The following is a 24301-nucleotide window of genomic DNA, read 5'->3' as shown; positions in this document are numbered from 1 at the left end:
GCGCCGCGCGAGCTCATCGATGTCGCGATGGGTGATCAGGGTCTGTGGAACAGGCCGCGCCCGGGCAGCTCGCGACCACGGGAGGTCACCTCGCCGGTCTGGTTCTGCGAGACCGTGTCACGAACGAACAGCTGGTAATCATCGATCTGGTAGCCCTTCAGGTCGACGCCGAACAGCATCGTGTGCCTCACCGGGCCGGTGTTGAAGCGATACTCCAGCTGATTGTCGAGATCGGTCGGATTGGGCGTGTTCTTCGCATAGCCGCAATAGGTGATGTCGACATGGGCAAAGCGCGCGTTCTGCCGGAACGACACGTCGTCGGTGAGATGGCGCTCGCACTGGTAGCCGAGCATCTCCTGCTCGCGCGTGAACTTGTCGACACCGGGATCGCCGATGAAGAAGCTAGGTGGGATCTTGCCGAACGGCCCGTTCGTCACCGTGCCCTGATCGGGCAGGAAGTTGATGCCGCGGGTGTCCTGCTTCGAGGCCGAGGCCAGCACCGTGAACGTAGTCTCGGCGTACGGCTTCCAGGTCACCGGCGGTGCGATGAAGTAATTGTTGTCGTGCTCTCGGCGGCGGTCACGACCACGCTGGGCGCGCCCCTGTTCGTCCGGGCCGCCCGCTCGATCCGCAACGACATCGGCCGGTCCGCAGCCTGAGGCCCGCCCGGCGGGCGCATAGATGAAACCATTTTGCGGAAGCCGCGAAACGATCCGGAAACAGATGCTCCTTAGAAGATCACCGCATAGACGGCGGCGAAGCCCGTCGGGAGGCTCATATGAACCACTCAATTCACTCTGCTGATCGTGCGACCCACCTGAAGATCGTGGTGGTGGCGCTGATTGCCGGCATTGCAGTGGCCGGCTTCGGGATCGCGGCCCGTACCAGTGCGGATTACAGCCAGAGCGCCCAGTCCAGCCAGGTGGTTAAAGCCGGCAAGCCTGTCGTGATCACCAGCGCGGGCACGTCGGAGCTTCGCTGACACAGCGGAATTCGGGCTGACCATTGGCCGCCTCCGGGCGGCCTTTTTCATTTTCCAGAGCAATGCTTAGCCGAGATGCGCTGGAGAAGCGCAACGTCCTTGACTTCACCCTATCCCCCCTTTAAGTCCCCCCTCGTTCCGCGCGCGTTCAGCGAGCCACGCGGGAGTAGCTCAGTTGGTTAGAGCGCCGGCCTGTCACGCCGGAGGTCGCGGGTTCGAGCCCCGTCTCTCGCGCCACTTTTGGCAATCCCTTCATAGCCTTAACCGCAACATCCCGACGCCTTTCGCGGCTGTGCGGGCCATTGTCGGGGTCGGTCGGGAACCCGTGGCATAGTCGGCCCGCGTCCGAATCGTCTACGCCTTCCAGGACTTAACCAAGGAACCCCTACGCTTTTCACGCTTTTCCGGGGGCTTCCCTGTGATCGAGGAGGCCAGACATGGCAAAGAAGGATTCGGCAAAGAAGGCAGCCCCTCCTGCCACCATCACGCTCAAGCACCTCGCCGCCGATATCGCGGAGAGCCAGGACCTGTCCAAGAAGCATGCCGAGGCCGTCCTGACCGACATGGTCGATCTGATCACAAAGCACCTGAAAAAGGGCGACCGGGTCCGCATCGTGGGGCTCGGCATCCTCCAGGTCCGCAAGCGCGCCGCCCGCACCGGCCGCAATCCCTCGACAGGCGAAGCCATCCACATCAAGGCCAGCAAGAAGGTCGCGTTCCGCCCGGTGAAGGAACTCAAAGAGGCGATTTAAGGCTACCATTCGTTAAGCCTGATCGGATCTCGTTCCCGGCCGCATCACGGCCCGCTTTTCTGATATACCGCCTGCATCCCCCAAAAACCCGGCGGTTTGACCAGAAATGTCCTCCCTCACCTTTTCGCACACCGTGACCGAGCGCTTCCTGCGCTACGTCACCATCGACACCCAGTCCGACCCGGAATCCCCTCGCTCGCCCTCGACCGAGAAGCAGAAGGATCTCGGCCGCGTGCTCGCCGCCGAGCTGAAGGCCATGGGTGTTGCGGATGCCCATCTCGACGATTACGGCTATGTCTACGGCACCATCCCGGCCAACACGACCAAGAAGGTGCCGGTGATCTGCTTCTGCTCGCACATGGACACCTCGCCAGACGTCACCGGCAAGGACGTCAAGCCGCAGATGGTGAAGAACTATCGCGGCGGCGATATCGTGCTGCCGGGCGACACCAGCCAGGTGATCCGCTTCGCCGAACATCCGGCGCTGAAGAATCAGATCGGCAACGACATCATCACCACGGACGGCACCACGCTGCTGGGCGCCGACAACAAGGCCGGCGTCGCCGAGATCATGGATGCCGCGCATTTCTTCATCAACAACCCTGATGTGAAGCACGGCACCATCAAGATCCTGTTCACGCCGGACGAGGAGATCGGTCGCGGCGTCGACAATGTCGACCTGAAGAAGCTCGGCGCCGATTTCGGCTACACCATGGACGGCGAGAGCGCCGGCTCCGTCGAGGACGAGACCTTCTCGGCTGATGGTGCCACCATCACCATCAACGGCGTCAGTGCCCATCCCGGCTATGCCAAGGGCAAGATGGAGCACGCGATCAAGATCGCGGCCGCCATCATCGAGCGGCTGCCCAAGGAAGGCTGTTCGCCGGAGACGACCTCGGGCAAGCAGGGCTTTCTGCATCCGATCAGCATCGAGGGCGCGCTGGAGCAGGCAACGCTTTCCTTCATCATCCGCGACTTCACCGAGGAAGGGCTGAAGGAGAAGGAGGCGCTGCTCGAGGGCATCGTCAAGGACGTGATGAAGGACTATCCGCGCTCGACCTACAGCTTCGAGGTGCGGGAGCAGTATCGCAACATGAAGCAGGTGATCGACCGTCACCCGCACGTGCTCGAATACGCCATCGAGGCGATCCGCCGGGCCGGCCTGCGCCCGATGCGCACCGCCATCCGCGGCGGCACCGACGGCTCGCGCCTGTCCTTCATGGGCCTGCCCTGCCCCAACATCTTCGCCGGCGAGCACGCCTTCCACTCGCGCCTCGAATGGGTCAGTCGGCAGGACATGGAGAAGGCGGTGCAGACCATCGTGCACCTTGCGATGATCTGGGAGGAGAAGGCGTAGGTCTTGCTCCGGAAGGGCACGAAGCGGCTGTCCCGGTCCCGCATGCTGTTGTCCCATCCGATCAAATTCGGGAGACCGCTGAATGAGCCGCATATGTTGCGAGCCGGTCGCAGTCGGATGAGGCGTGTGCGGGCCGCCAAACACCCTGCCCGGCACCGCCTATGGCATGACCCAGTCGATCCAGATGCGCTTCAACGAGCTGATTGCCGGCGGCGTAGCGGTGCAGCGGCCGCTCGCGACCGTCGTGATCGGCGGCATCATCTCCTCGACCGTCCTGACGCTCTTGGTGCTGCCGGCGCTCTACGTGCTATTCCGGCGTGACGGGGCGCGTGAAACGCCTAGAATGGCCCCCGATTTGGCGGCGTCCGGGGAGTGCTAGATTTGGGCAGCCACGACCACCACGGCCATCATCATGACCATGGCGGCCATTCGCATGATCGTGGTCATGACCATGATCACGGACACGATCATGGTCATGGCCACTCTCATGTCCATGCGCCCGCCAGCTTCGGCAAGGCGTTCGCGATCGGCATCACCCTCAACACCGCGCTGGTCGTGGCAGAAGCGGTCTATGGCTACATCGGCAACTCCACCGCCCTGCTCGCCGACGCCGGCCATAACCTGTCCGACGTGCTGGGCCTCGTCTTGGCCTGGGGCGCATCCATTGCTGCAAAACGCGCGCCGAGCGGCCGCTTCACCTATGGGCTGCGCGCCTCCACCATCCTGGCGGCGCTCGCCAATGCCGTGTTCCTGCTGGTCGCGACCGGCGCGATCGGCTGGGAAGCGATCTTGCGCCTGCGCGAGCCGGAGCCGGTCGCCGGCGTCACGGTGATGGTGGTCGCCGGCATCGGCATCCTCATCAACGGCTTTACCGCCATGCTGTTCGCGCGCGGCCGCAAGGACGACATCAACATCGAGGGCGCGTACTTGCACATGGCGGCTGATGCCGCCGTGTCGCTCGGCGTCGTCGTCTCGGCAGCGCTGATCGTCTGGACCGGCTGGCTCTGGCTCGATCCCGTCACCAGCCTCGTCATCTGCGCCACCATCCTCTGGAGCACGACCAGCCTCCTGCGCGGCTCGATCGACATGTCGATGGCGGCCGTCCCCAAGGGCACGGACCTCGTCGCGATCAGGACGCTCCTGCTGGCGCGCCCGGGTGTGTCCGCGATCCACGATCTCCACGTCTGGCCGATCTCGACCACCGAGACGGCGCTGACCTGCCACCTGGTCATGCCCGCAGGCAGCGGCGATGCGTTCCTGATGGAGACCGCGCAAATGTTGAAGACATCCTTCCGCATCGGCCACACCACGCTTCAGGTGGAGACGCATCCCGATAATGGCTGCGCCCTGGCGCCGGATGACGTGGTGTAGGAGTCCCCCGGACCATCCACGTCATTGCGAGCGCAGCGAAGCAATCCAGACTGTGTCCCCGGAGGGAGTCTGGATTGCTTCGCTGCGCTCGCAATGACGGCGTGGTGAGAGCCGCGGCTACCCCACCTTCGCCGTCACGATCCAGATCGCCCCCTGGAGCGCCACGCTCTGCCCCCTCAGGAACGGCGCGAGTATCTCGCGGATGGAGGCTTTGGCGGCCTCATGGGTTTCCGGCGGATGGCCCTGCAAAGCACGGCTGGCCGGGCCGATCTGCAGCGAGCCGTCGACCGCGGCGTCGAGGCCGCCGCCGATGGCGATATCCAGCGCCAGATTGTGCGGCTCCATTGCGACGTCGACGAAGCCCGCGCCATTCAGGATGCGCATCACGCGCTCCTCCGAAGCAAAGGCGAACGGGCCCGGCTCCTCAGGCCCGACCGGCGGCATCTTCGGCACATGCTTATAGACCGCCATCAGCGGCGCCATCATCCAGGGATTCTCCTTCGGCTCGCGCCAGCAGACGAACGCCAGCCGCCCCGATGCCTTCAGGGCGCGGCGGAGATTGGTGAAGGACGCGACCGGATCGGCAAAGAACATGACGCCGAAGCGCGAGGCCAGGAGATCGAAGCTCGCCGGCTCGAACGGATGTACCGTCGCATCCGCCAGCACGAAATCGAGCGGCAGGCCCTTTGGCGCCAGCGACCGTGCCTGCGACAGCATCGGCTCGGACACATCGAGCCCGAGTGCAAAGCCATCGGGCGCGACAGCCTTCGCGAATGCGACCGTCGTCGCACCGGAGCCGCAGCCGACGTCGATCACCCGCTCGCCCGGCTGCGGTTTGGCGCGGTCGATCAGCACATCGGCAATCGGCCCGAGCAGCTTTTCCTGCACGGCATGGCGGTCAGCCCAGCGCTGGCCGCCGGGGCCATTCCAATAGGCGATCTGGTCGGCATTTTGCTCGTGTCCGCTGGGCTGTTCCATTGAGGCCTCTCATTTTGCCGGCGGGTGATACCACGTCAGAAGCCGATCAAGCTGCAAATGAACCCGGTTTGCTGCGCGACCACCCCTTGCTCCTTGCCCCGCCGGAGGGCTAAAGAGGCGCCGTGGGGCGGTTAGCTCAGCTGGTTAGAGCATCTCGTTTACACCGAGAGGGTCCGCGGTTCGAATCCGTGACCGCCCACCAGCCTACGCTCGCACAGCGACGCGGGCTGCCGCGCCGAAGCCCAAACGGGCGAAGGCGGGCTTTTCGCAGCGAGCTACGGCTACGCGAGCCCTCTCAGTCCTGCGGCCGCCCCGGCAGCAGCGGCACGGCATCGATCCACACGGCCGCCGACTGGCACCAGATCTGCCTGACAGGCCGCAATTGGTCGCGCTGGCGGATGCTGCCCCAGCGGATACCCCAATCCTCGGCCTCCTCGCCCTCCCCGCTGGTGAACAGCGGGGAACCGCAGTCGGCGCAGAAGTGCTGGAAGCGCATCCGGCCGTTGTCGCCGCGCTTGCCGTAGACCTTTGGCGTGCCGGCGGTGAGCTTCACGTCGGCCTTGGTGCAGATCGCGGTCACCCGGAATGGCGAGCCGGTCAACGTCTGGCAATCGGTGCAGTGGCACACCGAGACCGCCTCGGGGTCAATTTCGGCCGCGAACGTGATCTTCCCGCAATGGCACTGCCCGTCGACCTGCATGACCAGCCTCAGACAAAAACGGCGCCCGAAGGCGCCGTTTTATCATCTTTTGCTCGAGATCAGTGAGCGGTCAGGCCGCCGGCGGCTTCATCGCCGTCCGGCTTCACCGTCACCTTGGTGTCTTCTTCCCAGACGATCGGCACCGGCTTCTTGACCAAGGCCTTGGCGACGACATCATCGAGACGGGAGACCGGGATGATCTCCATGCCGCCCTTGATCGCATCGGAAATCTCCGTGAGATCCTTGGCGTTGTCCTCGGGGATGAGCACCGTCTTGATGCCGCCGCGGGCTGCGGCCAGCAGCTTCTCCTTGAGGCCGCCGATCGGCAGCACGCGGCCGCGCAGCGTGATCTCGCCGGTCATCGCGACATCGTGGCGAACCGGGATGCCGGTCATGACCGAGATGATCGCGGTGGCCATGGCCACGCCCGCCGACGGACCATCCTTCGGCGTCGCGCCTTCAGGCACGTGCACGTGGATGTCGCGCCGGTCGAACAGCGGCGGCTCGACGCCGTAGTTGATCGCGCGGGAGCGGACGTAGGACGCCGCCGCCGAGATCGACTCCTTCATGACGTCGCGCAGGTTGCCGGTGACCGTCATCTTGCCCTTGCCGGGCATCATGACGCCTTCGATTGTCAGCAGCTCGCCGCCGACATCGGTCCAGGCAAGGCCGGTGACGATGCCGACCTGCGGCTCGCTCTCGATCTCGCCGAAGCGGTACTTCGGAACGCCGAGTAGCTCTTCCAGAGTCTTCTCGGTGACCTTGACCGACTTCTTCTTGGAGATCATCAGCTCCTTCACCGCCTTGCGGGCGAGTGTGGAGAGCTCACGCTCCAGGTTGCGCACGCCCGCTTCGCGGGTGTAGCGGCGGATCAGAAGCAGCAGCGCGTCGTCGTCGATCGAAAACTCCTTGGAGTCCAGGCCGTGCTTGGACACCGCGTTCGGGATCAGGTGCTTGCGCGCGATCTCGACCTTCTCGTTCTCGGTGTAGCCCGCGATCCGGATGATCTCCATGCGGTCCATCAGGGGACCTGGAATATTCAGCGTATTCGCGGTCGTGATGAACATCACGTTGGACAGATCGTAGTCGACCTCGAGATAGTGGTCGTTGAAGGTCCCGTTCTGCTCGGGGTCGAGAACCTCAAGCAAGGCCGAGGACGGATCGCCGCGGAAATCGGCGCCCATCTTGTCGATCTCGTCGAGCAGGAACAGCGGATTGGACGACTTCGCCTTCCGCATCGACTGGATGATCTTGCCGGGCATCGAGCCGATATAGGTGCGGCGGTGACCGCGGATCTCGGCCTCGTCGCGCACGCCGCCGAGCGAGACGCGCACGAACTCACGTCCGGTCGCCTTCGCGATCGACTTGCCGAGCGAGGTCTTGCCGACGCCGGGAGGCCCGACGAGGCACAGGATCGGTCCGGTCAGCTTGTTGGCGCGCGACTGCACCGCGAGATACTCGACGATGCGTTCCTTGACCTTCTCGAGCCCGTAGTGATCGGAGTCCAGGATGGCCTGCGCGGCCTCAAGGTCTTTCTTCACCTTGGACTTCTTGTTCCACGGGATCGACAGCAGCCAATCCAGATAGTTGCGCACGACCGTCGCTTCCGCGGACATCGGCGACATCTGGCGCAGCTTCTTCAATTCGTGCTGCGCCTTCTCGCGCGCTTCCTTGGAGAGCTTCGTCTTGGCGATCTTCTCTTCGAGATCGGCGAGCTCATCGCGACCGTCGTCGTCGCCGAGCTCCTTCTGGATCGCCTTCATCTGCTCGTTGAGATAGTACTCGCGCTGGGTCTTCTCCATCTGGCGCTTGACGCGCGAGCGGATGCGCTTCTCGACCTGTAGCACCGAGATCTCGCTCTCCATCAGGCCCAGCACCTTCTCGAGGCGCGTGGTGACGGACAGCGTCTCCAGGATGCCCTGGCGATCCGCGATCTTGACCGCGAGATGCGAGGCGACGGTGTCGGCGAGCTTGGCGAAATCGGTGATCGCCTGCACGACGCCGACGACCTCGGCCGAGATCTTCTTGTTGAGCTTCACATAGCTCTCGAAGTCGGACACAACCGAGCGCGCCAGCGCTTCCGCCTCGACCGATTTCGCATCGGTATCGGCGAGCGCCACGGCGGTGGCTTCATAGTAATCGGCGCGATCGGTATACTTCTGCACGCGCGCACGCTCGAGCCCCTCGACCAGCACCTTCACGGTGCCATCGGGAAGCTTCAGGAGCTGGAGCACGCTGGCGAGCGTACCGGTCTCGTAAATGGCATCCGGCGCCGGATCATCGTCGGACGCGTTCTTCTGCGTCGCGAGCATGATCAGCGCGTCGTTCTTCATCACCTCTTCAAGCGCGCGGATCGACTTCTCGCGGCCGACGAAGAGCGGAACAATCATGTGCGGGAAGACGACGATGTCGCGCAGCGGCAGCACGGGATAAGCGTGCGCTTCGCCGTGGGCGATGGTTGGCCGGGGTTTTGGATTAGTCATGGCCTTTTCCTTTTGCTTTGCCCCCTTGCACGCAGCCCGCCATGCTCATGCGCAACCGCCACAAGGTGCCGAGGTGATCCACAAAACCGGTCGGTCCTCTTGCAAAGTTGGACCGGCTCGCCGGATCGGAACAGAGGCGAATCCTGAAGAGAAATTCTCGCCCGCCGACATTAGGTGGCTATCGACCCGGGGGGTGTCAAGTCATTGAAATACGCGCGTCATCAGGCGCTTACGCACACAGACAAGCGACGCAACACCGGCTGCGGAGATACACGTCCGCAGCTCAACTCGATGAGACGATTGGAGCGTTCCAGCGCCGGAAATCAGGCGCTGGCATTCTCGACGGCGCGATCCGTCCGATCGGCGTAGATGTAGAGCGGACGCGCCGTGCCTTCCACGACTTCGCGGGAAATCACGACTTCTTCCACACCTTCCAGGCCCGGCAGGTCGAACATGGTCTCGAGCAGAATTGCCTCGAGGATCGAACGCAGCCCGCGCGCGCCGGTCTTGCGCTCGATCGCCTTGCGGGCGACCGCGCCAAGCGCCTCGTCGGCGAAGGTCAGCTCGATGTTCTCCATCTCGAACAGCCGCTGGTATTGCTTCACCAGCGCGTTCTTCGGCTCGGTCAGGATCTTCTTCAGCGAGGTCTCGTCCAGGTCCTCGAGCGTCGCCACGACCGGCAGACGGCCGACGAACTCGGGGATGAGGCCGTACTTCAGGAGATCCTCAGGTTCGACGTGACGGAAGATCTCGCCGGTGCGGCGATCTTCCGGCGCGAGCACCTGGGCGCCGAAGCCGATCGAGGTCGACCGGCCGCGCGCCGAGATGATCTTCTCGAGGCCTGCGAAGGCACCGCCGCAGATGAACAGGATGTTGGTGGTATCCACCTGCAGGAACTCCTGCTGCGGATGCTTGCGGCCGCCCTGCGGCGGGACCGAAGCCACTGTGCCTTCCATGATCTTGAGCAAGGCCTGCTGCACGCCCTCACCCGACACGTCGCGCGTGATCGAGGGATTGTCGGACTTGCGGCTGATCTTGTCGATTTCGTCGATGTAGACGATGCCGCGCTGGGCGCGCTCGACATTGTAGTCGGCGGCCTGGAGCAGCTTCAGGATGATGTTCTCGACGTCCTCGCCGACATAGCCGGCCTCGGTCAGCGTCGTCGCATCCGCCATCGTGAACGGCACGTCCAGGATGCGGGCGAGCGTCTGCGCGAGCAGCGTCTTGCCCGAGCCGGTCGGACCGATCAGCAGAATGTTCGACTTCGCGAGTTCGACGTCGTTGTGCTTGGTCTGGTGATTGAGGCGCTTGTAGTGGTTGTGCACCGCGACCGACAGGACCTTCTTCGCATGGCTCTGGCCGATGACGTAGTCGTCCAGCACCTTGCAGATTTCCTTCGGCGTCGGAATGCCGTCGCGCGACTTCACCAGCGAGGATTTGTTCTCCTCACGGATGATGTCCATGCAGAGCTCAACGCACTCGTCGCAGATGAAGACCGTGGGACCCGCGATCAGTTTGCGGACTTCGTGCTGGCTCTTGCCGCAGAACGAGCAATACAGCGTGTTCTTGGAGTCGCTCGTGCCGACCTTACTCATTCATGTCTCCGTCCGCGGTTCGATCCCGTTCCGCTCGATCGCTCCAGTCCGACACGATGGCCGGGATGAAGTTCAAATAGAGCAAATTCCGTACCAAAAAAGACCTACGCGTTACTACATACCGTGCGAATCACGGTCACTCGATTCTCCCGCGATCATAGCCGATCAGTCGTAGCCAACCATGCTGTCACCCGACTATCAAGAATTCGCTAATCGGGGGTCGCGCGCTACCCGTGACAATACCGTGATTTGCGGTCTTGGCACGGGAGAAGTGACCGAAATCACCTCTAGCGTTGCTGGATTACCACGAAAAAACAAGCACGAAAGCGGAACTTTCTGCCTGCCGCAGGGCGCAAAACGACGTTTTGCATTGCGTTCACGCGCACCTGGCGTGAACGCCGCCCCGATGGGACGCCCGCGATCCCGGGGATCGCTGTGGGCGGTCCGGTAGTGCTAAGGGGCCTTCGCCTGCGCCGGCTCCTCGGCGCGCTTGTCGATGACCTTGTCGACCAGGCCGAACTCCTTGGCGTCGTTGGCGGTCAGGAACTTGTCGCGTTCCAACGCATCCTCGATCGTCTTGTAGGTCTGGCCGGTGTGCTTCACGTAGATCTCGTTGAGCCGCTTCTTCAGGTTCAGGATTTCCTGAGCGTGCAGCATGATGTCGGTAGCCTGGCCCTGGAAGCCGCCGGAAGGCTGATGCACCATGATGCGCGCGTTCGGCAGCGAGAAGCGCATGTCCTTCTCGCCGGCGGCGAGCAGCAGCGAGCCCATCGAGGCGGCCTGGCCGGTGCAGAGCGTCGAGACCGGCGGGCGGATGAACTGCATGGTGTCGTAGATCGCAAGGCCCGACGTCACCACGCCGCCCGGCGAGTTGATGTACATCGAGATTTCCTTCTTCGGATTTTCCGCCTCGAGGAACAACAGCTGCGCGACGATCAGCGTCGACATGCCGTCCTCCACCGGACCGGTCACGAAGATGATGCGCTCCTTCAACAGGCGCGAGAAAATGTCGTAGGCGCGCTCGCCACGGTTCGTCTGCTCGACCACCATGGGCACGAGGTTCATGTAGGTTTCAACCGGATCGCGCATGAGTCACCTAGGGTTTTAGAGGCGGACATCGCCAGTCTTGGCTGCCAGTTGGGCTGGATGTGCCGGAAGGCCGATGGACGTCCCGTGATGCAGGAAGTTGGTAGAAGTAGAACGCGTAGGTACAGGGTGTACCGACAGATATAGCCCAATTCGCGCCTGACAAGTGCGGAGCGCATTAAGGCTTAATCCGCCGGGCAGTTGAAGCTGATTCGTAGCAAGAGGCCCAGCCGACCATCTGGCTAGCTGGGCCTCTTCGCTGATGATCCTTAACAGGAGACTGTCCTGGAGGCCCACCCCGACGGAAGCGGAACGGGACTCCAGATTCCAGTTTCGACGCGTTTCCTCTACGCGAACCGTTACCCACTTCGCTCGAAAACGCTCCAGAGCCTTCAGGCGGCCGTCTTTTCCGCCTCGTCGTCCTTGTAGAGATCCTCACGCGAGACCTTCTTCTCGGTCACGTTGGCAAGTTCGAGGATGAAGTCGACGACCTTGTCCTCGTAGATCGGTGCACGAAGCTGGGCCAGCGCCTGGGCGTTGCTGCGGTAGTAGTCCCAGACCTCCTTCTCGCGGCCGGGCATCTGCCGGGCGCGCTCGACCACGGCGCGGCCGACCTCCTCATCGGTCACCGTGATCTTGTTCTTCTCGCCGATCTCGGAGAGCACGAGACCGAGCCGCACGCGGCGATCGGCGATCTTGCGGTACTCCTCCTTCGCCTTGTCCTCCGTGGTGTCCTCGTCCGCAAAGGTCTTGCCGGCGGAGTCCATCTCGGCCTTGACCGAGTTCCACATCAGATTGAACTCCTCGTCGACCAGCGAGGGCGGCGCCTCGAAGCGATGCGCTTCGTCGAGACGATCGAGCAGCGCGCGCTTGACGCGCTGGCGCGTCGCGGTGGCGAACTCGGCAACCAGACGCTCGCGCGCGGCTTCCTTCAGCTTGTCCAGCGATTCCAGGCCGAGCGTCTTAGCGAACTCGTCGTCGATGGCAACGTCCTGCGGCGCCTCGATCAGCGTCGCGGTGGTCTCGAACTCGGCCGGCTGGCCGGCGAGCTTCTCGCTCATGTAGTTCTTCGGGAACGACACCTTCAGCGTGCGCGTCTCGTTGGCGCCGATGCCGATGAGCTGCTCCTCGAAACCCGGGATGAAGGTGTTGGAGCCGATCACGACCTGGATGCCCTCACCCGCACCGCCCTCGAAGGCTTCGCCGTTGATGGTGCCCTTGAAGTTGATGGTAACGCGATCGCCGGAGGCTGCCTTCTCGCCCTCGCCCTTGGCGGCATAACCGCGGTTGCTGTCCGCGATACGCTTGATCGCCTCGTCGACGTCGGCCTCGGTCACTTCAGCAACGGGCTTTTCGACCTGGAAGGTCTTGAAGTCGGCGAGCGCGATCGACGGCACCACCTCGATCGCGACCGTGTAGGTCAGATCGGTCTTGCCGGTCAGCAGCTCCTCGACCGCGGCCTGCTCGGTCGGCATCGTGATCTTCGGCTCGGTCGCGAGACGGAAGCCGCGCTCGGAGAACAGCTGCGTGTTGGTGTCGCGGATGGTCTGGTCGATGGTCTCGGCCATCACCGAGCGGCCATAGACCTTCTTCAGGTGGGTGACCGGCACCTTGCCGGGACGGAAGCCGTTGATGCGGACCTTGTCCTTGAGATCGACGAGCTTGGCGCCGGCCTTGGCGTCGAGATCAGACGCGGGAACGCTGATCTTGAACTCGTGCTTCAAACCTTCCGAGAGGGTCTCTGTGACCTGCATGGCGTCCAATCTTCTTTTCGTTCGGCCCCGGCGCACATGCGTCGGGACGCTATCATTGATCGATCCGGCGCGAGGCAAACCCCTCAACGCCGGTGGTTCATCAGGCCGCTTCGGCGGACAACCATCCGCGAGGAGCAGGCCCTCGTAATCCGTGCAAACGCGATAAGCGCTTGGTGCGGGCGGAGGGACTCGAACCCCCACAACTTTCGTCACTGGAACCTAAATCCAGCGCGTCTACCAGTTCCGCCACGCCCGCGTGAATTTGCATCAAGACCGGCCGCGATGCCGCGGGCGGCCGGGCTTATAACATGTGCCTGATCGTTCGCAGCAAAAAAATGGCCCGATGGAGGCAAGCTTCAAGTAGGCACGATGGCTGGACTTATCCAGCGCGGCGTGGTCCGGATCACCCCATGAAACCGCCGATTTTTGACCCGACGAGGCGCGAGGTTTTGGCCGGGCTTGGAGCTTCCGCGGCGGGCTTGATCGCGGGCGGAGCAACCCCGCCCGTGACCGCCCAGATCGCCCTCCAGGCAAGGTCGGGGACCCTGCCCCTTAAGCCGGGTCAGCCAGCTACACCAATCTGGGAGCTGGCCGCCGTGAGCCATCTCAGGGACGTCCGTCTGAAGCGCGGCGATCGATGCGAGGTTGTCTTCCGCAACGACCTGCCTGTGCCACTTGCACCAGTCTGGTACGGCCTCAATGCCCCTGCTGCGACCGACCCGCTCCGGGGACGCGCGCCTGCCGCACCAAACGCGGTTGAAACATCTATTATTTCAATACCTAACGCAGGAACCCTGGTGGCCGACTTCCGGCTCTTCGAGGACGGCCTGAAGCAGCCGGCGCGCCCGCTTCCGATCATCGCGGCGGAGACCAGCCCGGTTGCCGTCGATCGCGACCAGATCCTCTTGATCGAGGAATGGCGGCTGCGGCAGGATGGCACCGCGGTCCCGCCGGGCCAGGATCCCAAGGACACGACGCCGCTCTATACGATCAACGGGCAGACTTCATTCGAACTCTCAGCCGCAGCCAATGAGCGGCTGCGGCTTCGCTTTATCAACAGCTCCCAACGTACTGTTCTGGCGATCAAATTGGAAAGCCATGAGGTCCGCGTGATGGCCCTTGACGGGCAGCCCGCCGAGCCGTTCCCGGCCCGCAACGGCGCCCTGGTGCTTGCCCCGGGCGGACGGGCCGACGCGTTTGTCGATGCGGCCGCATCGGCCGCATTCCTGCTGCATGACGGCAAGGAGGCGCGCCAGGTCGGCAGCCTCAAGGTATCAGGCCAATCGGAGCGGCGCGCGCCGCTGTTGCCGCCGCAGCCACTCCCGTCGAACGACCTGCCCGAGAAGCTCGATCTGAAGGGCGCCCTGCGGTTCGATGTCGCTCCGGGCACCCCCGATGCCGGCTGGGCCCGGCCGGCGAACTTCTCCACGGCCTCTGCCCCGGCCTTTCGCGTCAAGGCCGGCCGCACCGTCGTGCTGGCCCTGGAGAGCCCCGCCCCCAACACGACAGTCTTCCATCTGCACGGCCACCATTTCCGCCTGCTCGACAAGCTCGACGACGGCTGGAAGCCCTACTGGCTCGACACGCTCGCGATCGAGCCCGGCCAGACCCAGCGCATCGCGTTCGCAGCAACCTCGCCCGGACGATGGCTCATCGAATCCGTCGTCACCGACTGGGCCGCGCCACGCCTGGTGCGCTGGTATGGGGTGGAGTGAGCGCTCAGTATTCTATGCCGAGCGCATCATAGATCCGCCGGTGCACGGCCGGCAGTGTCTCGGTGAGATCCTCCGCGATCAGCCCCGGCCCCGCTTCGCTTGCCGCCTCGCCATGCATCCAGACGCCGATGCTGGCGGCTTCGAAGGCCGGCACACCCTGCGCCAAGAGCCCGGCGATGATGCCGGAGAGCACGTCGCCGGCACCGGCGGTGGCCAGCCATGGCGGCGCGTTGGCGGCGATGGTGGCGCGGCCATCGGGCGCGGCGATGGTGGTATCCGGCCCCTTCAGCAGCACCACCGCGCCGGAGCGCTCGGCGGCCGCGCGGACGCGCTCGAGCTTGGAGCGGCCCGGATGCTTGTTGCTGAGATCGGAGAACAGGCGCGGAAACTCGCCCTCATGCGGCGTCAGCACCACCGCACTGTCGTGCGAGGACTTGATCGATCCAAAGAGGCGTTCGGGGCTTGCGGCAAAGCTCGTCAGTGCATCGGCGTCCAGCACCAGGTGGCGCTGCGCGGTGAGCGCGGTGTGGACCATGTCGCAGGTGCGCTCGCCGATGCCGGCGCCGGGGCCGATGATGCAGGTGTTGTAGCGCTTGTCGCCAAGTAGTTCGCCGAACTCGACCACGGTATCGACGGGACGCACCATCACCGCGGTGAGCGCGGCGGCATTGATCGCGAGCGCATCGCTTGGGCTCGCGAGCGTCACCAGCCCCGCGCCGGCCCGCAGCGCGCCGCGCGCGGCGAGGCGCGCCGCGCCGGTCGCCGCTGCTTCACCCGACACCGCGAGCACGTGGCCTCGCGCATATTTGTGGCCGTCGATGCGCGGCACCGGGAACGCCGCGCCCCAGAAATCCGGATCGTTCTCGAAAATCTGCGACCCGATCTCGTCCAGAAGCTGCGCGTCGATACCGATGTCGGCAACCCGCACCCGGCCGCAATGCATCCGCCCCGGCAGCAGCAGGTGCGCCGGCTTCTTGCGGAAGAAGGTGACGGTCTCGGTGGCATTGACCGCAACGCCCAGGACGGCGGCGCTGGTGCCGTTGATGCCGCTCGGCAGGTCGACCGCGAGCACCGGCGCGCCGTTGGCATTGATCGCCTCGATCATCTCCCGCGCCTCGCCCTCGACGGGACGGCTGAGGCCCGCGCCGAACAGCGCATCGATGATCAGCGCAGGCCTTCCGATCGCCTGCGGATTGAACGGCAGCACCGGATGCTTCCAGCCGCGCGCGGCCGAGGCCGCATCGCCCTGGAGCTGGTCGCGCTCGCACATCAGGATCACCGAGACCTCGCGGCCTTGCGCGGCGAGCTCGGCGGCTGCGACAAAACCGTCACCGCCATTGTTGCCGGGACCGGCCACGATCAGGATCGGCCCCTCCTCCACCAGCGCATTGGCGGCCTCCGCGACCGCCTGGCCCGCGCTCAGCATCAGCTTGAAGCCGGGCGTCCCGGCCGCGATCGCGAGCTGGTCGGCGCGCTGCATTTCGGCGTTGGTCAGAACTTCCATGCCACTTCCCTGTACAAACGCCTCTTCAACAGGCATCTTTTGTGCCGATCCGTTCGCGGCGACGCCAATCTGCACAGATACTGAACTGTTTGCCTATTTCGTAGTCTTCGGTATTTTGGCCCGGCGGCACCAGCTATCAGAGATGCTCGTTAAAAGGCTGATAACGCTCCAATAATCAGGGGATTCGCAACTTGGCATAGACCCTGCTTTCAAGGAAGCCGCTTCGGTTCGTCGTGCTCACTGGCATTTTTCAGGGTGTGGCCGGCCGTTGTTGCCGGACAGGTCAGGGATCCCGGCATAGCGAAGACAACACCGTGCGTTAAGAAAAGCGCATCCTGACGAAGACGTTGCTATTTGATTGAAAGGCCGGGGAGGCGCGCAGTGAAGAAAATCGAAGCCATCATCAAGCCGTTCAAGCTCGACGAGGTGAAGGAAGCGCTTCAGGAAGTCGGCCTTCAGGGCATCACAGTCACCGAAGCCAAGGGCTTCGGTCGGCAGAAGGGTCACGCCGAGCTTTACCGCGGCGCAGAATACATTGTCGACTTCCTGCCCAAGGTGAAGATCGAGATCGTGATCGGCGACGATCTGGTCGAGCGCGCCATCGACGCGATCCGCCGCGCCGCGCAAACCGGACGCATCGGCGACGGCAAGATCTTCGTCTCCAACATCGAAGAGGCGATCCGCATCCGGACCGGCGAATCCGGGCTGGACGCTATCTGAGCCGGGTGCTATCCCGAATTTTGCGACACTCTGACAAGAAATAAGGCTGCTTCGGCGGCCTGATTTCGTTTGTGCGGTCGCGCGCGAACTCGCCAAAAGCGAGAACAATCTTGCTCACCTGGAAACCGACCCGCAGAGCCAAAAGGGGTATGCATGAAGACCGCCAAAGACGTCCTGAAATCGATCAAGGACAACGACGTCAAATACGTCGACCTGCGCTTCACCGATCCGCGCGGCAAGTGGCAGCACGTCACGTTCGACGTCAGCATGATCGATGAGGACATTTTCGCCGAAGGGACGATGTTCGACGGCTCCTCGATCGCCGGCTGGAAGGCGATCAACGAGTCGGACATGTGCCTGATGCCCGATCCGGTGACCGCGACGATCGATCCGTTCTTCGCCGAGACCACGATGGTCATCACCTGCGACGTGCTCGAGCCGACCACCGGCGAGCCCTACAACCGCGACCCCCGCGGCATCGCCAAGAAGGCCGAAGCCATGGTGAAGTCGATGGGCGTTGGCGACAGCGTGTTCGTCGGCCCCGAGGCCGAGTTCTTCGTGTTCGACGACGTGCGCTTCTCCTCCTCCCCCTACAACACCGGTTTCCGCCTCGACTCCTCGGAGCTGCCCACCAACACCGACACGGAATATGAGGGCGGCAATCTCGGCCACCGCATCCGCACCAAGGCCGGCTACTTCCCCGTCCCGCCGCAGGACTCGGTCCAGGACATGCGCTCCGAGATGCTCGGCGCCATGGCCAAGATGGGCGTCAAGGTCGAGAAGCATCACCACGAGGTCGCTTCCGCCCAGCACGAGCTCGGCATGAAGTTCGACACGCTGACGCTGATGGCCGACCACCTGCAGATCTACAAATACTGCATCCACCAGGTCGCGCATATCTACGGCAAGACCGCCACCTTCATGCCGAAGCCGGTCTACGGCGACAACGGCTCGGGCATGCACGTGCACCAGTCGATCTGGAAGGACGGCAAGCCGGTGTTCGCCGGCAACAAGTATGCCGACCTGTCGGAGACCTGCCTGCACTACATCGGCGGCATCATCAAGCATGCCAAGGCGATCAACGCCTTCACCAACCCGTCGACCAACTCCTACAAGCGTCTGGTCCCGGGCTACGAGGCCCCGGTCCTGCTCGCCTACTCCGCGCGCAACCGCTCGGCCTCCTGCCGCATCCCCTACACCGCTTCGCCGAAGGCCAAGCGTGTCGAGGTGCGCTTCCCCGATCCGCTTGCCAATCCCTATCTCGGTTTCGCCGCGATGCTGATGGCCGGCCTCGACGGCATCAAGAACAAGATCGATCCGGGTCCGGCGATGGACAAGGATCTCTACGACCTGCCGAAGGAAGAGCTGAAGCAGATCCCGACCGTCTGCGGCTCGCTCCGCGAGGCGCTGGAAAACCTCGACAAGGACCGCGGCTTCCTCAAGAACGGCGGCGTGTTCGACGACGACTTCATCGACGCCTACATCGAGCTGAAGATGACCGAAGTCGAGCGCTTCGAAATGACTCCGCATCCGGTCGAGTTCGACATGTACTATTCGGGTTGAGCGGCCCGAACTCTCTGCAACAAGCAAAAGGCGCCCCGCGAGGGGCGCCTTTTCGTTCGGGGAGGCGTAGGGTGGCTGAGCATTGCAGATGTGCGAAGCGCGTTTGCATTGCTGGCCCACCCAACGAGATGCGAGCCGGCCGCTACCACGTCGCCGTAAAGGCCTTCTGCAGCTCGGCCGGCGCCGTCACGCCGCTCGCGATCAGCAACTGGGTGAGCACCCGCGCCTTCTGCGGATTGAGATCCTCGGACACGACGAACCCGTTCTTGTCGTCGTCGACCTCGACGTTTCGCGTGACGAAGCCGGAGCGAACGCGGGTGGAACGGACGACGATGATGCCCTTCTTCGCGGCCGCTTCGAGCGCATCGAGTGCCGACTTCGACGTGTTACCGTCGCCGACGCCGGCCAGCACGATGCCCTTGGCGCCGTGCGAGATGGCGTCCTCGATCGGAACGGCGTCCATGTTGGCGTGCGAATAGACGATCTCTACGCGCGGCAATTGCTCGCCCGCGGGGAGCTGATAGGTCGCACGCTTGAAGCCGGGAGCCTGCGCCATGAAACGGATGCCGCCGGCGCTGTCGACATAGCCGATCGGGCCGTCATTGGGGGAGCTGAAGGTCTCGATGCTCGTGGTGTTGGTCTTCGTCACCGACCGCGCGCCCTGAATCTTGTCGTTCAGCACGGCCATGACGCCGCGGCCGCGCGAGCGCGGATCGGCGGCCACCTGCACCGCCTCGTAGAGATTGCCGGGGCCGTCGGCGCTGACCGCGGTGGCCGGCCGCATCGAGCCGACGATCACCACCGGCTTGTCGCCGCGCACCAGGTTGTCGAGAAAGAACGCGGTTTCCTCCAGCGTATCCGTGCCATGGGTGATGATGACGCCGTCGGCTTCGTTCTTGTCGAAGGCATCCTGGATGCGGCGGGCCAGCGCGAACCAGACCTTGTCGTTCATGTCCTGGGACCCGATCGACGAAATCTGCTCGGCGTTCAGCTTTGCCAGCTTGTCGAGGCCCGGTACCGACTGCATCAGCTGCTCGCCGGTGATCTGGCCGGATTTGTAGGCGCCGGTCGCCCGCGAATCGGCCTGGCCGGCGATGGTGCCTCCGGTCGCGAGCACGAGAATACGCGGCAGGCTGCCGGCCGCAGCGTCCTTGCCCGGCTCTGCCGCCCGCGCGACTGCGCCGAGGCCGCCGGACCAGAGCGCAAGGGACAGCAGTGGAATGGCGAGCATGGATGTTCGAATTTGGCGACAGCTGGCTGGGCTGGCGGTAGGCTTCGTCATCGAATTGTCCTCGCGTTAAAGTAGGGATCGACATTCGATACGCCCATTGAGGCCGAAGATGGGTCGGCCTGCTGCTATCCCTATGGGTTGTCCCGTCGTGGCATGAAATGATCGAGCAGACCCGTCGGTAGTGGAAAGACGACCGTCGACGACCGTTCGCCCGCGATGTCATGGAGAGCCGCGAAATAACGCAGCTGCATCGCCTGGGGCTCCTGCGCGAGAATCCGGCCGGCTTCGACGAGCTTTTCAGCCGCCTGCTGCTCGCCCATCGCGTTGATCACCTTGGCCCGCCGCAAGCGCTCCGCCTCAGCCTGTTTGGCAATCGCGCGAACCATGGTTTCGTTGATATCGACGTCCTTGATCTCGATGCCGGTGACCTTGATGCCCCAGACGTCGGTCTGCTTGTCGAGGATCTCCTGGATGTCGGCGTTGAGCCTGTCGCGCTCGGCGAGCATCTCGTCAAGCTCGTGCTTGCCGAGAACCGAGCGCAACGTGGTCTGGGCGAGCTGGCTGGTGGCGGCCATGTAGTCGCCGACCTTGATAATTGCCCGTTCGGGATCGACGATGCGGAAGTACAGAACGGCGTTGACCTTGACGGACACGTTGTCCCGGGAAATCACGTCCTGCGGCGGCACGACCTGCACCATCACCCGGAGATCGACCTTCACGAGTTGCTGCACGACCGGAATGAGGAGGATGAGGCCCGGTCCCTTCACGCCGGTAAAGCGGCCAAGCGTAAAGACGACGCCACGCTCGTATTCGCGCAGGATGCGAATGGCCTGGGATAGAAACATGACGACGAGCAGCACGAGTGCCGCATAAGTCAGATATTCCAGCATCATGATGGACCTCCCTCGCCGGTTCGGGCCGGCGCGCGCCGTATCAGCAGCGTCAGGTCGACGACGCCCGCGACTTCGGCCGTCTCTCCGGGCTTGAACGTTTCGGCACCGCGCGCCTGCCAGCGCTCACCGTGGGCGAAGACATGACCTTCGTTCCCGTTCCAGTCGAGAACCTCGGCGGGCAAGCCTCGCATGGCCTTCGCGCCGACCAGTGCAGGAGCCGTGCGGATGCGCCGGAGTGAACCAAGCACGACGAGCGCAAAGCCGGCGAATACGGCCGCAGTGGTGCCGATCACCCACCACGACAATTGGTAGCCAGGGGCCTCGCCCCTGAAAAGCATCAAGGCTCCCAGCACGAAAGCGATGATTCCTCCGAGACCGATCACCACGGTCGGATTGAAGGCTTCGATGGTAAGAAGCACGAGCCCGACCAGCATCAGGGCGAAGCCGGCATAATTGACCGGCAGCAGATTGAGCGCATAGAGGCCGATCAGCAGGCAGATCGCGCCGACGACTCCAGGGGCCACGGCACCGGGAGACATGAACTCGAAGATCAGGCCGTAGATGCCGACCATCAGGAGAATGAACGCCACGTTCGGATCGGTGATGACCGCCAGGAAGCGGGATATCCCTCCGGGGTCGATGGCTTCAACGACGGCATCCTTCGTCGCGAGGCCTTGCGTCCTGCCGCCGGCAACCTCCACCACACGGCCGTCGAGCTGCCTCAGCAATTCGGCCTGATCGCGCGCGACGAGATCGATGGCATGAGCCTCGAGCGCGCCGTTGGCAGAGAGTGTGGCAGCCTCTCGGACCGCCTTCTCGGCCCACTCCGCATTGCGGCCGCGCAGCTCCGCAAGACTGCGGATGAAAGCGACAGCATCATTGGTCGCCTTGGCCGTCATCGGATCCTTGAGCTGATCCTTCTCGCTCTGCTGGTCACCGTCCTTCTTGTCCTTGCCGCCCTTGTCCGGCGTACCGCCGCCGAGCGGCCCGCCAATCTGCACCGGCGTCGCGGCACCAATATTGGTGCCTGGCGCCATCGCCGCGATGTGAGTGGCGTAAAGGATATAGGTCCCCGCACTCGCCGCGTGAGCGCCGGAGGGAGCGACGTAACCGACGACGGGAATCGGCGAGGCGAGCACATCCGCGATGATCTCGCGCATGCTGGAATTGAGCCCGCCGGGCGTGTTCATTCTCAGGAGCACGACCTCGGCGCGCCGTTCGCTCGCCCTGGCCAAAGCCTCCTTCACGTAGCTGGCTGACGCAGGGCCAATAGCCCCGTCGATCGAAACAATCAGGGCGACGCGGCCGCTCTCCTCCGCTGAACTGGGAAGGAGGCAGCAGGTCAAAGCCACGACGGTGATCGCCGCAACGAGGGCCGCCTTCATGGTCTGCACGGCAAGGGCTCCCTTGCAGAGGATATGGTGTTCCTCTCGAGAACCTCAATCCTGCGTGGAGACCAACGATTGTGCAACGCAATGGAAAGGCCATGCGGGATGGTGATGTGATCGATTGAGCAGAGGCAGTGGCGGGCCACGACGACGGCTGATCCGCCCTGCGCCAGGCGCTGCTACCGTGCCACCCTCACGCCAGTGGCCCCGGTCGCGTTGAACGTGCTCGCGATGATCTCGCTCGTCGGCTGCATCCCTCCGAGCGACCGGTGCGATGGCTCCTGCTCCTCGATCCTGACCCGGACGTTGCGGCGAAAGTCGCGGCTGCCCTGCCCTTCGACCTCGACCATCAGGTCGGTGATGGGTCGAGCAGCGGCTTCTTCTGCTCGGGATCGATCCGGTGCGCAAGGCCTCAGCGAGCGTACACTGAACCGCAAGTTCAGGAGCTGACCACGAGTCGTCGCAAGCCTTCATCATGCGCCGCCCCGTCGAGCATGCGCGCATGCTCCTGGAGACGAAGACGCAGCCGGTCAAGACCATCGCCCGCGCCGCCGGCTACAAGGACGAAAGCAGCTTTCGCAAGGCCTTCCGCAGGATCGACACAATTCCGACGCGCGTGCGTCTCCATTGCCGATCCGGAAGACCGCTGATGCTACGTTCGATTAATATCTAGGAACGCTAAGGCACCCGGCCTTGTTACCAGCCGAACTGAACAGCCATTACCAGCGCTCGAAAAATTCATCGCTAGCCACGTCCGGAGGCGACGCTCTCTGGTGCCGGCCAAACCAGGAGCCAGGAATGCATCAGAACACGAAAAGCGGGACCGCGGATGGAAACGGCGGCAGGCGGGCGAAGCGTCATCCCGTGATCCTTCGAGCCTCCTCCCTTTTGATAGCGGGCGTTTTGTCGGTTCTGCTGGTCAGCGCTGTCGTTCCACCCATCATCGCCGATCAGTCCGATAGGGCAGTGGTCAACGCCCCCCTGACCCTGTTGACGGCGCCGATCGATGGCGAAATTGGCTCGCTCTCCAAGCAGATCGGTAACGCAGTGGAACCCGGGAATTCGCTGGCACTCATCTCCAATGCGAGGGTCGACAAGTCCGCGCTGATAGCGTTGGAGCAGAAAACCTCTGACGCGCGTGCGAAGCTGGAAGCAACGAAGCAAAAAAAGATCTCAGACAAAGCCTATGTAAAGGCACTGAATTCCGAGATCGACGGTCAGACCGCAATGCTGCAAGCGCAATTTCAGTCGCAGATCGTCGCATTGCGCGCGAAGGTGGCGGAGTCGGACTCCCTGAGCCAGGCAAAAAAGTCTCTGGTTGACCGCCAGTCAACTCTGGTTGCGCGCAACGCCGCAAGCATGGACATGCTGAATCCGACGAAAGCGCAGTATTCAGCGGCGCTACACAACGCCGATGTGGATAGAGCCAAGCTCAATCAGAAAATCGCGCAACTCGAATCACTGCAGAAGGGCATCTATGTCGGTGACGACCTTGTCAGCACCGGAACCCTGATTCAGAAGCGCCGTGACATCGAGCTCGATGCGACGCGAATGGAGATCGAAGAGAACGAGCTGTCGGCAGCACTGCGGGATCAACAGGCGCTCGTTGACCGGGAGCGCCAAAGGATCGCCAGCCTTTCTGGCGCAGACGTCGTGATTTCAACTCCGGGCACGATCTTGACCATGGGAGTGACACCAGGTCGGCGCGTCACTGCCGGCGATGCACTCGCCTCGCTCGTCGATTGCAACAAGCGCTTCGTTGTCGCGATATTTTCCTATCGGCAGGCCGAGAGCATGAAGGTCGGAACGCGCGTCCGTATCGACAATGCAGACTTCAAATCGGGAACCGTCGAATCCATTTTGCCAAAGACGACCGACAAGGTCGACGAACGATACGCGGTACCCTTCCCACAGACCGAGCGGCGCGAACTTTACGCGATCATTGCGCCCGACGAAGCTGGCAGCGGGGCAGCGAAGTTTGGGCCGGCCGCGTCCAGTGAAACGACGCCCTGCACCGTCGGCCAGTGGGTCACCGTCACCAAGGACAAGGCGCTGGTTCCGTCCCTGTCCGTGACTTGGAGCCGGGTCGAAAAATTCATCGCCTCTGTGAGTGCCGACGAGCGGCAAGCCCCTGCCGAAAGCGAGGAAACTGCGCGTCGCATGGGTATCGCCGCCCTGACCAGCGCATTCCGTTCTGTTGCAGCGGCTTCCCAGCCTTCGGTGCCATGA

21 protein-coding genes, 3 tRNA genes and 1 pseudogene are annotated in these 24301 nt (G+C 63.6%); 12 read left to right on the top strand and 13 right to left on the bottom strand.

All coding sequences use genetic code 11. From position 1 onward, the window contains the following. Nucleotides 1-35 precede the first annotated feature (35 nt). Nucleotides 36-536, bottom strand: coding sequence for a hypothetical protein (locus ACRQ5Q_RS19980; protein ID WP_439375795.1), 501 nt, complete (start codon nucleotides 534-536; stop codon nucleotides 36-38). Nucleotides 537-778: 242 nt separating this feature from the next. Between ACRQ5Q_RS19980 and ACRQ5Q_RS19975 the strand changes: the two genes are divergently transcribed. The 6 genes and pseudogenes from ACRQ5Q_RS19975 to ACRQ5Q_RS19950 all read left to right on the top strand — a co-directional run bounded on the left by ACRQ5Q_RS19975 (nucleotide 779) and on the right by ACRQ5Q_RS19950 (nucleotide 4462). After that, complete coding sequence (locus tag ACRQ5Q_RS19975; protein ID WP_439399591.1) at nucleotides 779-982, top strand: hypothetical protein; 204 nt, start codon at nucleotides 779-781, stop codon at nucleotides 980-982. A 160-nt stretch (nucleotides 983-1142) separates the two neighbouring features. Next, nucleotides 1143-1219 (top strand) — tRNA-Asp (locus tag ACRQ5Q_RS19970). A 200-nt stretch (nucleotides 1220-1419) separates the two neighbouring features. After that, nucleotides 1420-1734 (top strand): HU family DNA-binding protein, encoded by a 315-nt coding sequence (locus ACRQ5Q_RS19965; RefSeq protein ID WP_439368444.1) that lies wholly within the window; start codon nucleotides 1420-1422, stop codon nucleotides 1732-1734. Nucleotides 1735-1840: 106 nt separating this feature from the next. Beyond that, nucleotides 1841-3091, top strand: a complete 1251-nt coding sequence (gene pepT, locus ACRQ5Q_RS19960; RefSeq protein WP_439368445.1) for a peptidase T — start codon at nucleotides 1841-1843, stop codon at nucleotides 3089-3091. Nucleotides 3092-3302: 211 nt separating this feature from the next. Then, nucleotides 3303-3470, top strand: a pseudogene (locus tag ACRQ5Q_RS19955) (efflux RND transporter permease subunit); the annotation flags it as partial. A gap of 2 nt (nucleotides 3471-3472) precedes the next feature. Next, nucleotides 3473-4462 carry a cation diffusion facilitator family transporter gene (locus tag ACRQ5Q_RS19950; protein WP_439368446.1) on the top strand — a complete coding sequence of 330 codons (990 nt, stop codon included), beginning with the start codon at nucleotides 3473-3475 and terminating at the stop codon, nucleotides 4460-4462. Between the two features lie 117 nt (nucleotides 4463-4579). On the opposite strand, the gene ACRQ5Q_RS19945 is transcribed toward ACRQ5Q_RS19950, so the two are convergent. Next, on the bottom strand, nucleotides 4580-5440 hold the full coding sequence (locus tag ACRQ5Q_RS19945) for a class I SAM-dependent methyltransferase (RefSeq protein WP_439368447.1): 861 nt from the start codon (nucleotides 5438-5440) through the stop codon (nucleotides 4580-4582). A 125-nt stretch (nucleotides 5441-5565) separates the two neighbouring features. On the opposite strand from ACRQ5Q_RS19945, the gene ACRQ5Q_RS19940 reads away from it, so the two are divergent. After that, a tRNA-Val gene (locus ACRQ5Q_RS19940) sits at nucleotides 5566-5642 on the top strand. Nucleotides 5643-5735: 93 nt separating this feature from the next. Here the strand turns inward: ACRQ5Q_RS19940 and ACRQ5Q_RS19935 are convergent. The 6 genes from ACRQ5Q_RS19935 to ACRQ5Q_RS19910 all read right to left on the bottom strand — a co-directional run bounded on the left by ACRQ5Q_RS19935 (nucleotide 5736) and on the right by ACRQ5Q_RS19910 (nucleotide 13314). Next, nucleotides 5736-6140 carry a GFA family protein gene (locus ACRQ5Q_RS19935; RefSeq protein ID WP_439368448.1) on the bottom strand — a complete coding sequence of 135 codons (405 nt, stop codon included), beginning with the start codon at nucleotides 6138-6140 and terminating at the stop codon, nucleotides 5736-5738. A gap of 59 nt (nucleotides 6141-6199) precedes the next feature. Then, on the bottom strand, nucleotides 6200-8623 hold the full coding sequence (lon, locus tag ACRQ5Q_RS19930) for an endopeptidase La (RefSeq protein WP_439368449.1): 2424 nt from the start codon (nucleotides 8621-8623) through the stop codon (nucleotides 6200-6202). Nucleotides 8624-8946: 323 nt separating this feature from the next. Next, nucleotides 8947-10218 carry an ATP-dependent Clp protease ATP-binding subunit ClpX gene (clpX, locus tag ACRQ5Q_RS19925; protein ID WP_211402163.1) on the bottom strand — a complete coding sequence of 424 codons (1272 nt, stop codon included), beginning with the start codon at nucleotides 10216-10218 and terminating at the stop codon, nucleotides 8947-8949. A 453-nt stretch (nucleotides 10219-10671) separates the two neighbouring features. Then, entirely contained in the window at nucleotides 10672-11307 is a 636-nt protein-coding gene (locus ACRQ5Q_RS19920) for an ATP-dependent Clp protease proteolytic subunit (RefSeq protein WP_439368450.1), read from the bottom strand. Nucleotides 11308-11696: 389 nt separating this feature from the next. After that, nucleotides 11697-13058 carry a trigger factor gene (gene tig / locus ACRQ5Q_RS19915; RefSeq protein ID WP_439368451.1) on the bottom strand — a complete coding sequence of 454 codons (1362 nt, stop codon included), beginning with the start codon at nucleotides 13056-13058 and terminating at the stop codon, nucleotides 11697-11699. A 171-nt stretch (nucleotides 13059-13229) separates the two neighbouring features. Further along, nucleotides 13230-13314, bottom strand: a tRNA-Leu gene (locus ACRQ5Q_RS19910). A gap of 154 nt (nucleotides 13315-13468) precedes the next feature. Here ACRQ5Q_RS19910 and ACRQ5Q_RS19905 point away from each other — a divergent pair. Further along, nucleotides 13469-14773 carry a multicopper oxidase family protein gene (locus ACRQ5Q_RS19905; RefSeq protein WP_439399841.1) on the top strand — a complete coding sequence of 435 codons (1305 nt, stop codon included), beginning with the start codon at nucleotides 13469-13471 and terminating at the stop codon, nucleotides 14771-14773. A 4-nt stretch (nucleotides 14774-14777) separates the two neighbouring features. Here ACRQ5Q_RS19905 and ACRQ5Q_RS19900 read toward each other — a convergent pair whose 3' ends face one another. Continuing rightward, nucleotides 14778-16277, bottom strand: coding sequence for an NAD(P)H-hydrate dehydratase (locus ACRQ5Q_RS19900; RefSeq protein WP_439399589.1), 1500 nt, complete (start codon nucleotides 16275-16277; stop codon nucleotides 14778-14780). 381 nt (nucleotides 16278-16658) lie between these two features. On the opposite strand from ACRQ5Q_RS19900, the gene ACRQ5Q_RS19895 reads away from it, so the two are divergent. Together ACRQ5Q_RS19895 and glnA are read left to right on the top strand one after the other, a co-directional pair. Then, on the top strand, nucleotides 16659-16997 hold the full coding sequence (locus ACRQ5Q_RS19895) for a P-II family nitrogen regulator (RefSeq protein ID WP_007603495.1): 339 nt from the start codon (nucleotides 16659-16661) through the stop codon (nucleotides 16995-16997). Between the two features lie 153 nt (nucleotides 16998-17150). After that, complete coding sequence (gene glnA / locus ACRQ5Q_RS19890; RefSeq protein ID WP_014494828.1) at nucleotides 17151-18560, top strand: type I glutamate--ammonia ligase; 1410 nt, start codon at nucleotides 17151-17153, stop codon at nucleotides 18558-18560. A gap of 142 nt (nucleotides 18561-18702) precedes the next feature. On the opposite strand, the gene ACRQ5Q_RS19885 is transcribed toward glnA, so the two are convergent. The 4 genes from ACRQ5Q_RS19885 to ACRQ5Q_RS19870 all read right to left on the bottom strand — a co-directional run bounded on the left by ACRQ5Q_RS19885 (nucleotide 18703) and on the right by ACRQ5Q_RS19870 (nucleotide 22422). Beyond that, on the bottom strand, nucleotides 18703-19791 hold the full coding sequence (locus tag ACRQ5Q_RS19885) for an asparaginase (protein ID WP_439368454.1): 1089 nt from the start codon (nucleotides 19789-19791) through the stop codon (nucleotides 18703-18705). 131 nt (nucleotides 19792-19922) lie between these two features. Then, on the bottom strand, nucleotides 19923-20684 hold the full coding sequence (locus ACRQ5Q_RS19880) for a slipin family protein (protein WP_439368455.1): 762 nt from the start codon (nucleotides 20682-20684) through the stop codon (nucleotides 19923-19925). Next, a complete protein-coding gene (locus ACRQ5Q_RS19875; RefSeq protein ID WP_439368457.1) occupies nucleotides 20681-22078 on the bottom strand; it encodes an NfeD family protein in 1398 nt (465 codons plus the stop codon). The genes ACRQ5Q_RS19880 and ACRQ5Q_RS19875 overlap by 4 nt, the downstream gene beginning before the upstream one ends. 173 nt (nucleotides 22079-22251) lie before the next feature. Beyond that, on the bottom strand, nucleotides 22252-22422 hold the full coding sequence (locus tag ACRQ5Q_RS19870; protein WP_439368458.1) for a hypothetical protein: 171 nt from the start codon (nucleotides 22420-22422) through the stop codon (nucleotides 22252-22254). A gap of 125 nt (nucleotides 22423-22547) precedes the next feature. Between ACRQ5Q_RS19870 and ACRQ5Q_RS19865 the strand changes: the two genes are divergently transcribed. Together ACRQ5Q_RS19865 and ACRQ5Q_RS19860 are read left to right on the top strand one after the other, a co-directional pair. After that, nucleotides 22548-22745 (top strand): helix-turn-helix domain-containing protein, encoded by a 198-nt coding sequence (locus ACRQ5Q_RS19865; protein WP_439368459.1) that lies wholly within the window; start codon nucleotides 22548-22550, stop codon nucleotides 22743-22745. 125 nt (nucleotides 22746-22870) lie between these two features. Then, nucleotides 22871-24301 (top strand): HlyD family secretion protein, encoded by a 1431-nt coding sequence (locus ACRQ5Q_RS19860; RefSeq protein ID WP_439399587.1) that lies wholly within the window; start codon nucleotides 22871-22873, stop codon nucleotides 24299-24301.

Source organism: Bradyrhizobium sp. PMVTL-01 (genome assembly GCF_051861855.1).
GTDB lineage: Bacteria > Pseudomonadota > Alphaproteobacteria > Rhizobiales > Xanthobacteraceae > Bradyrhizobium.
This window is presented reverse-complemented; position numbering and strand designations above follow the sequence as displayed.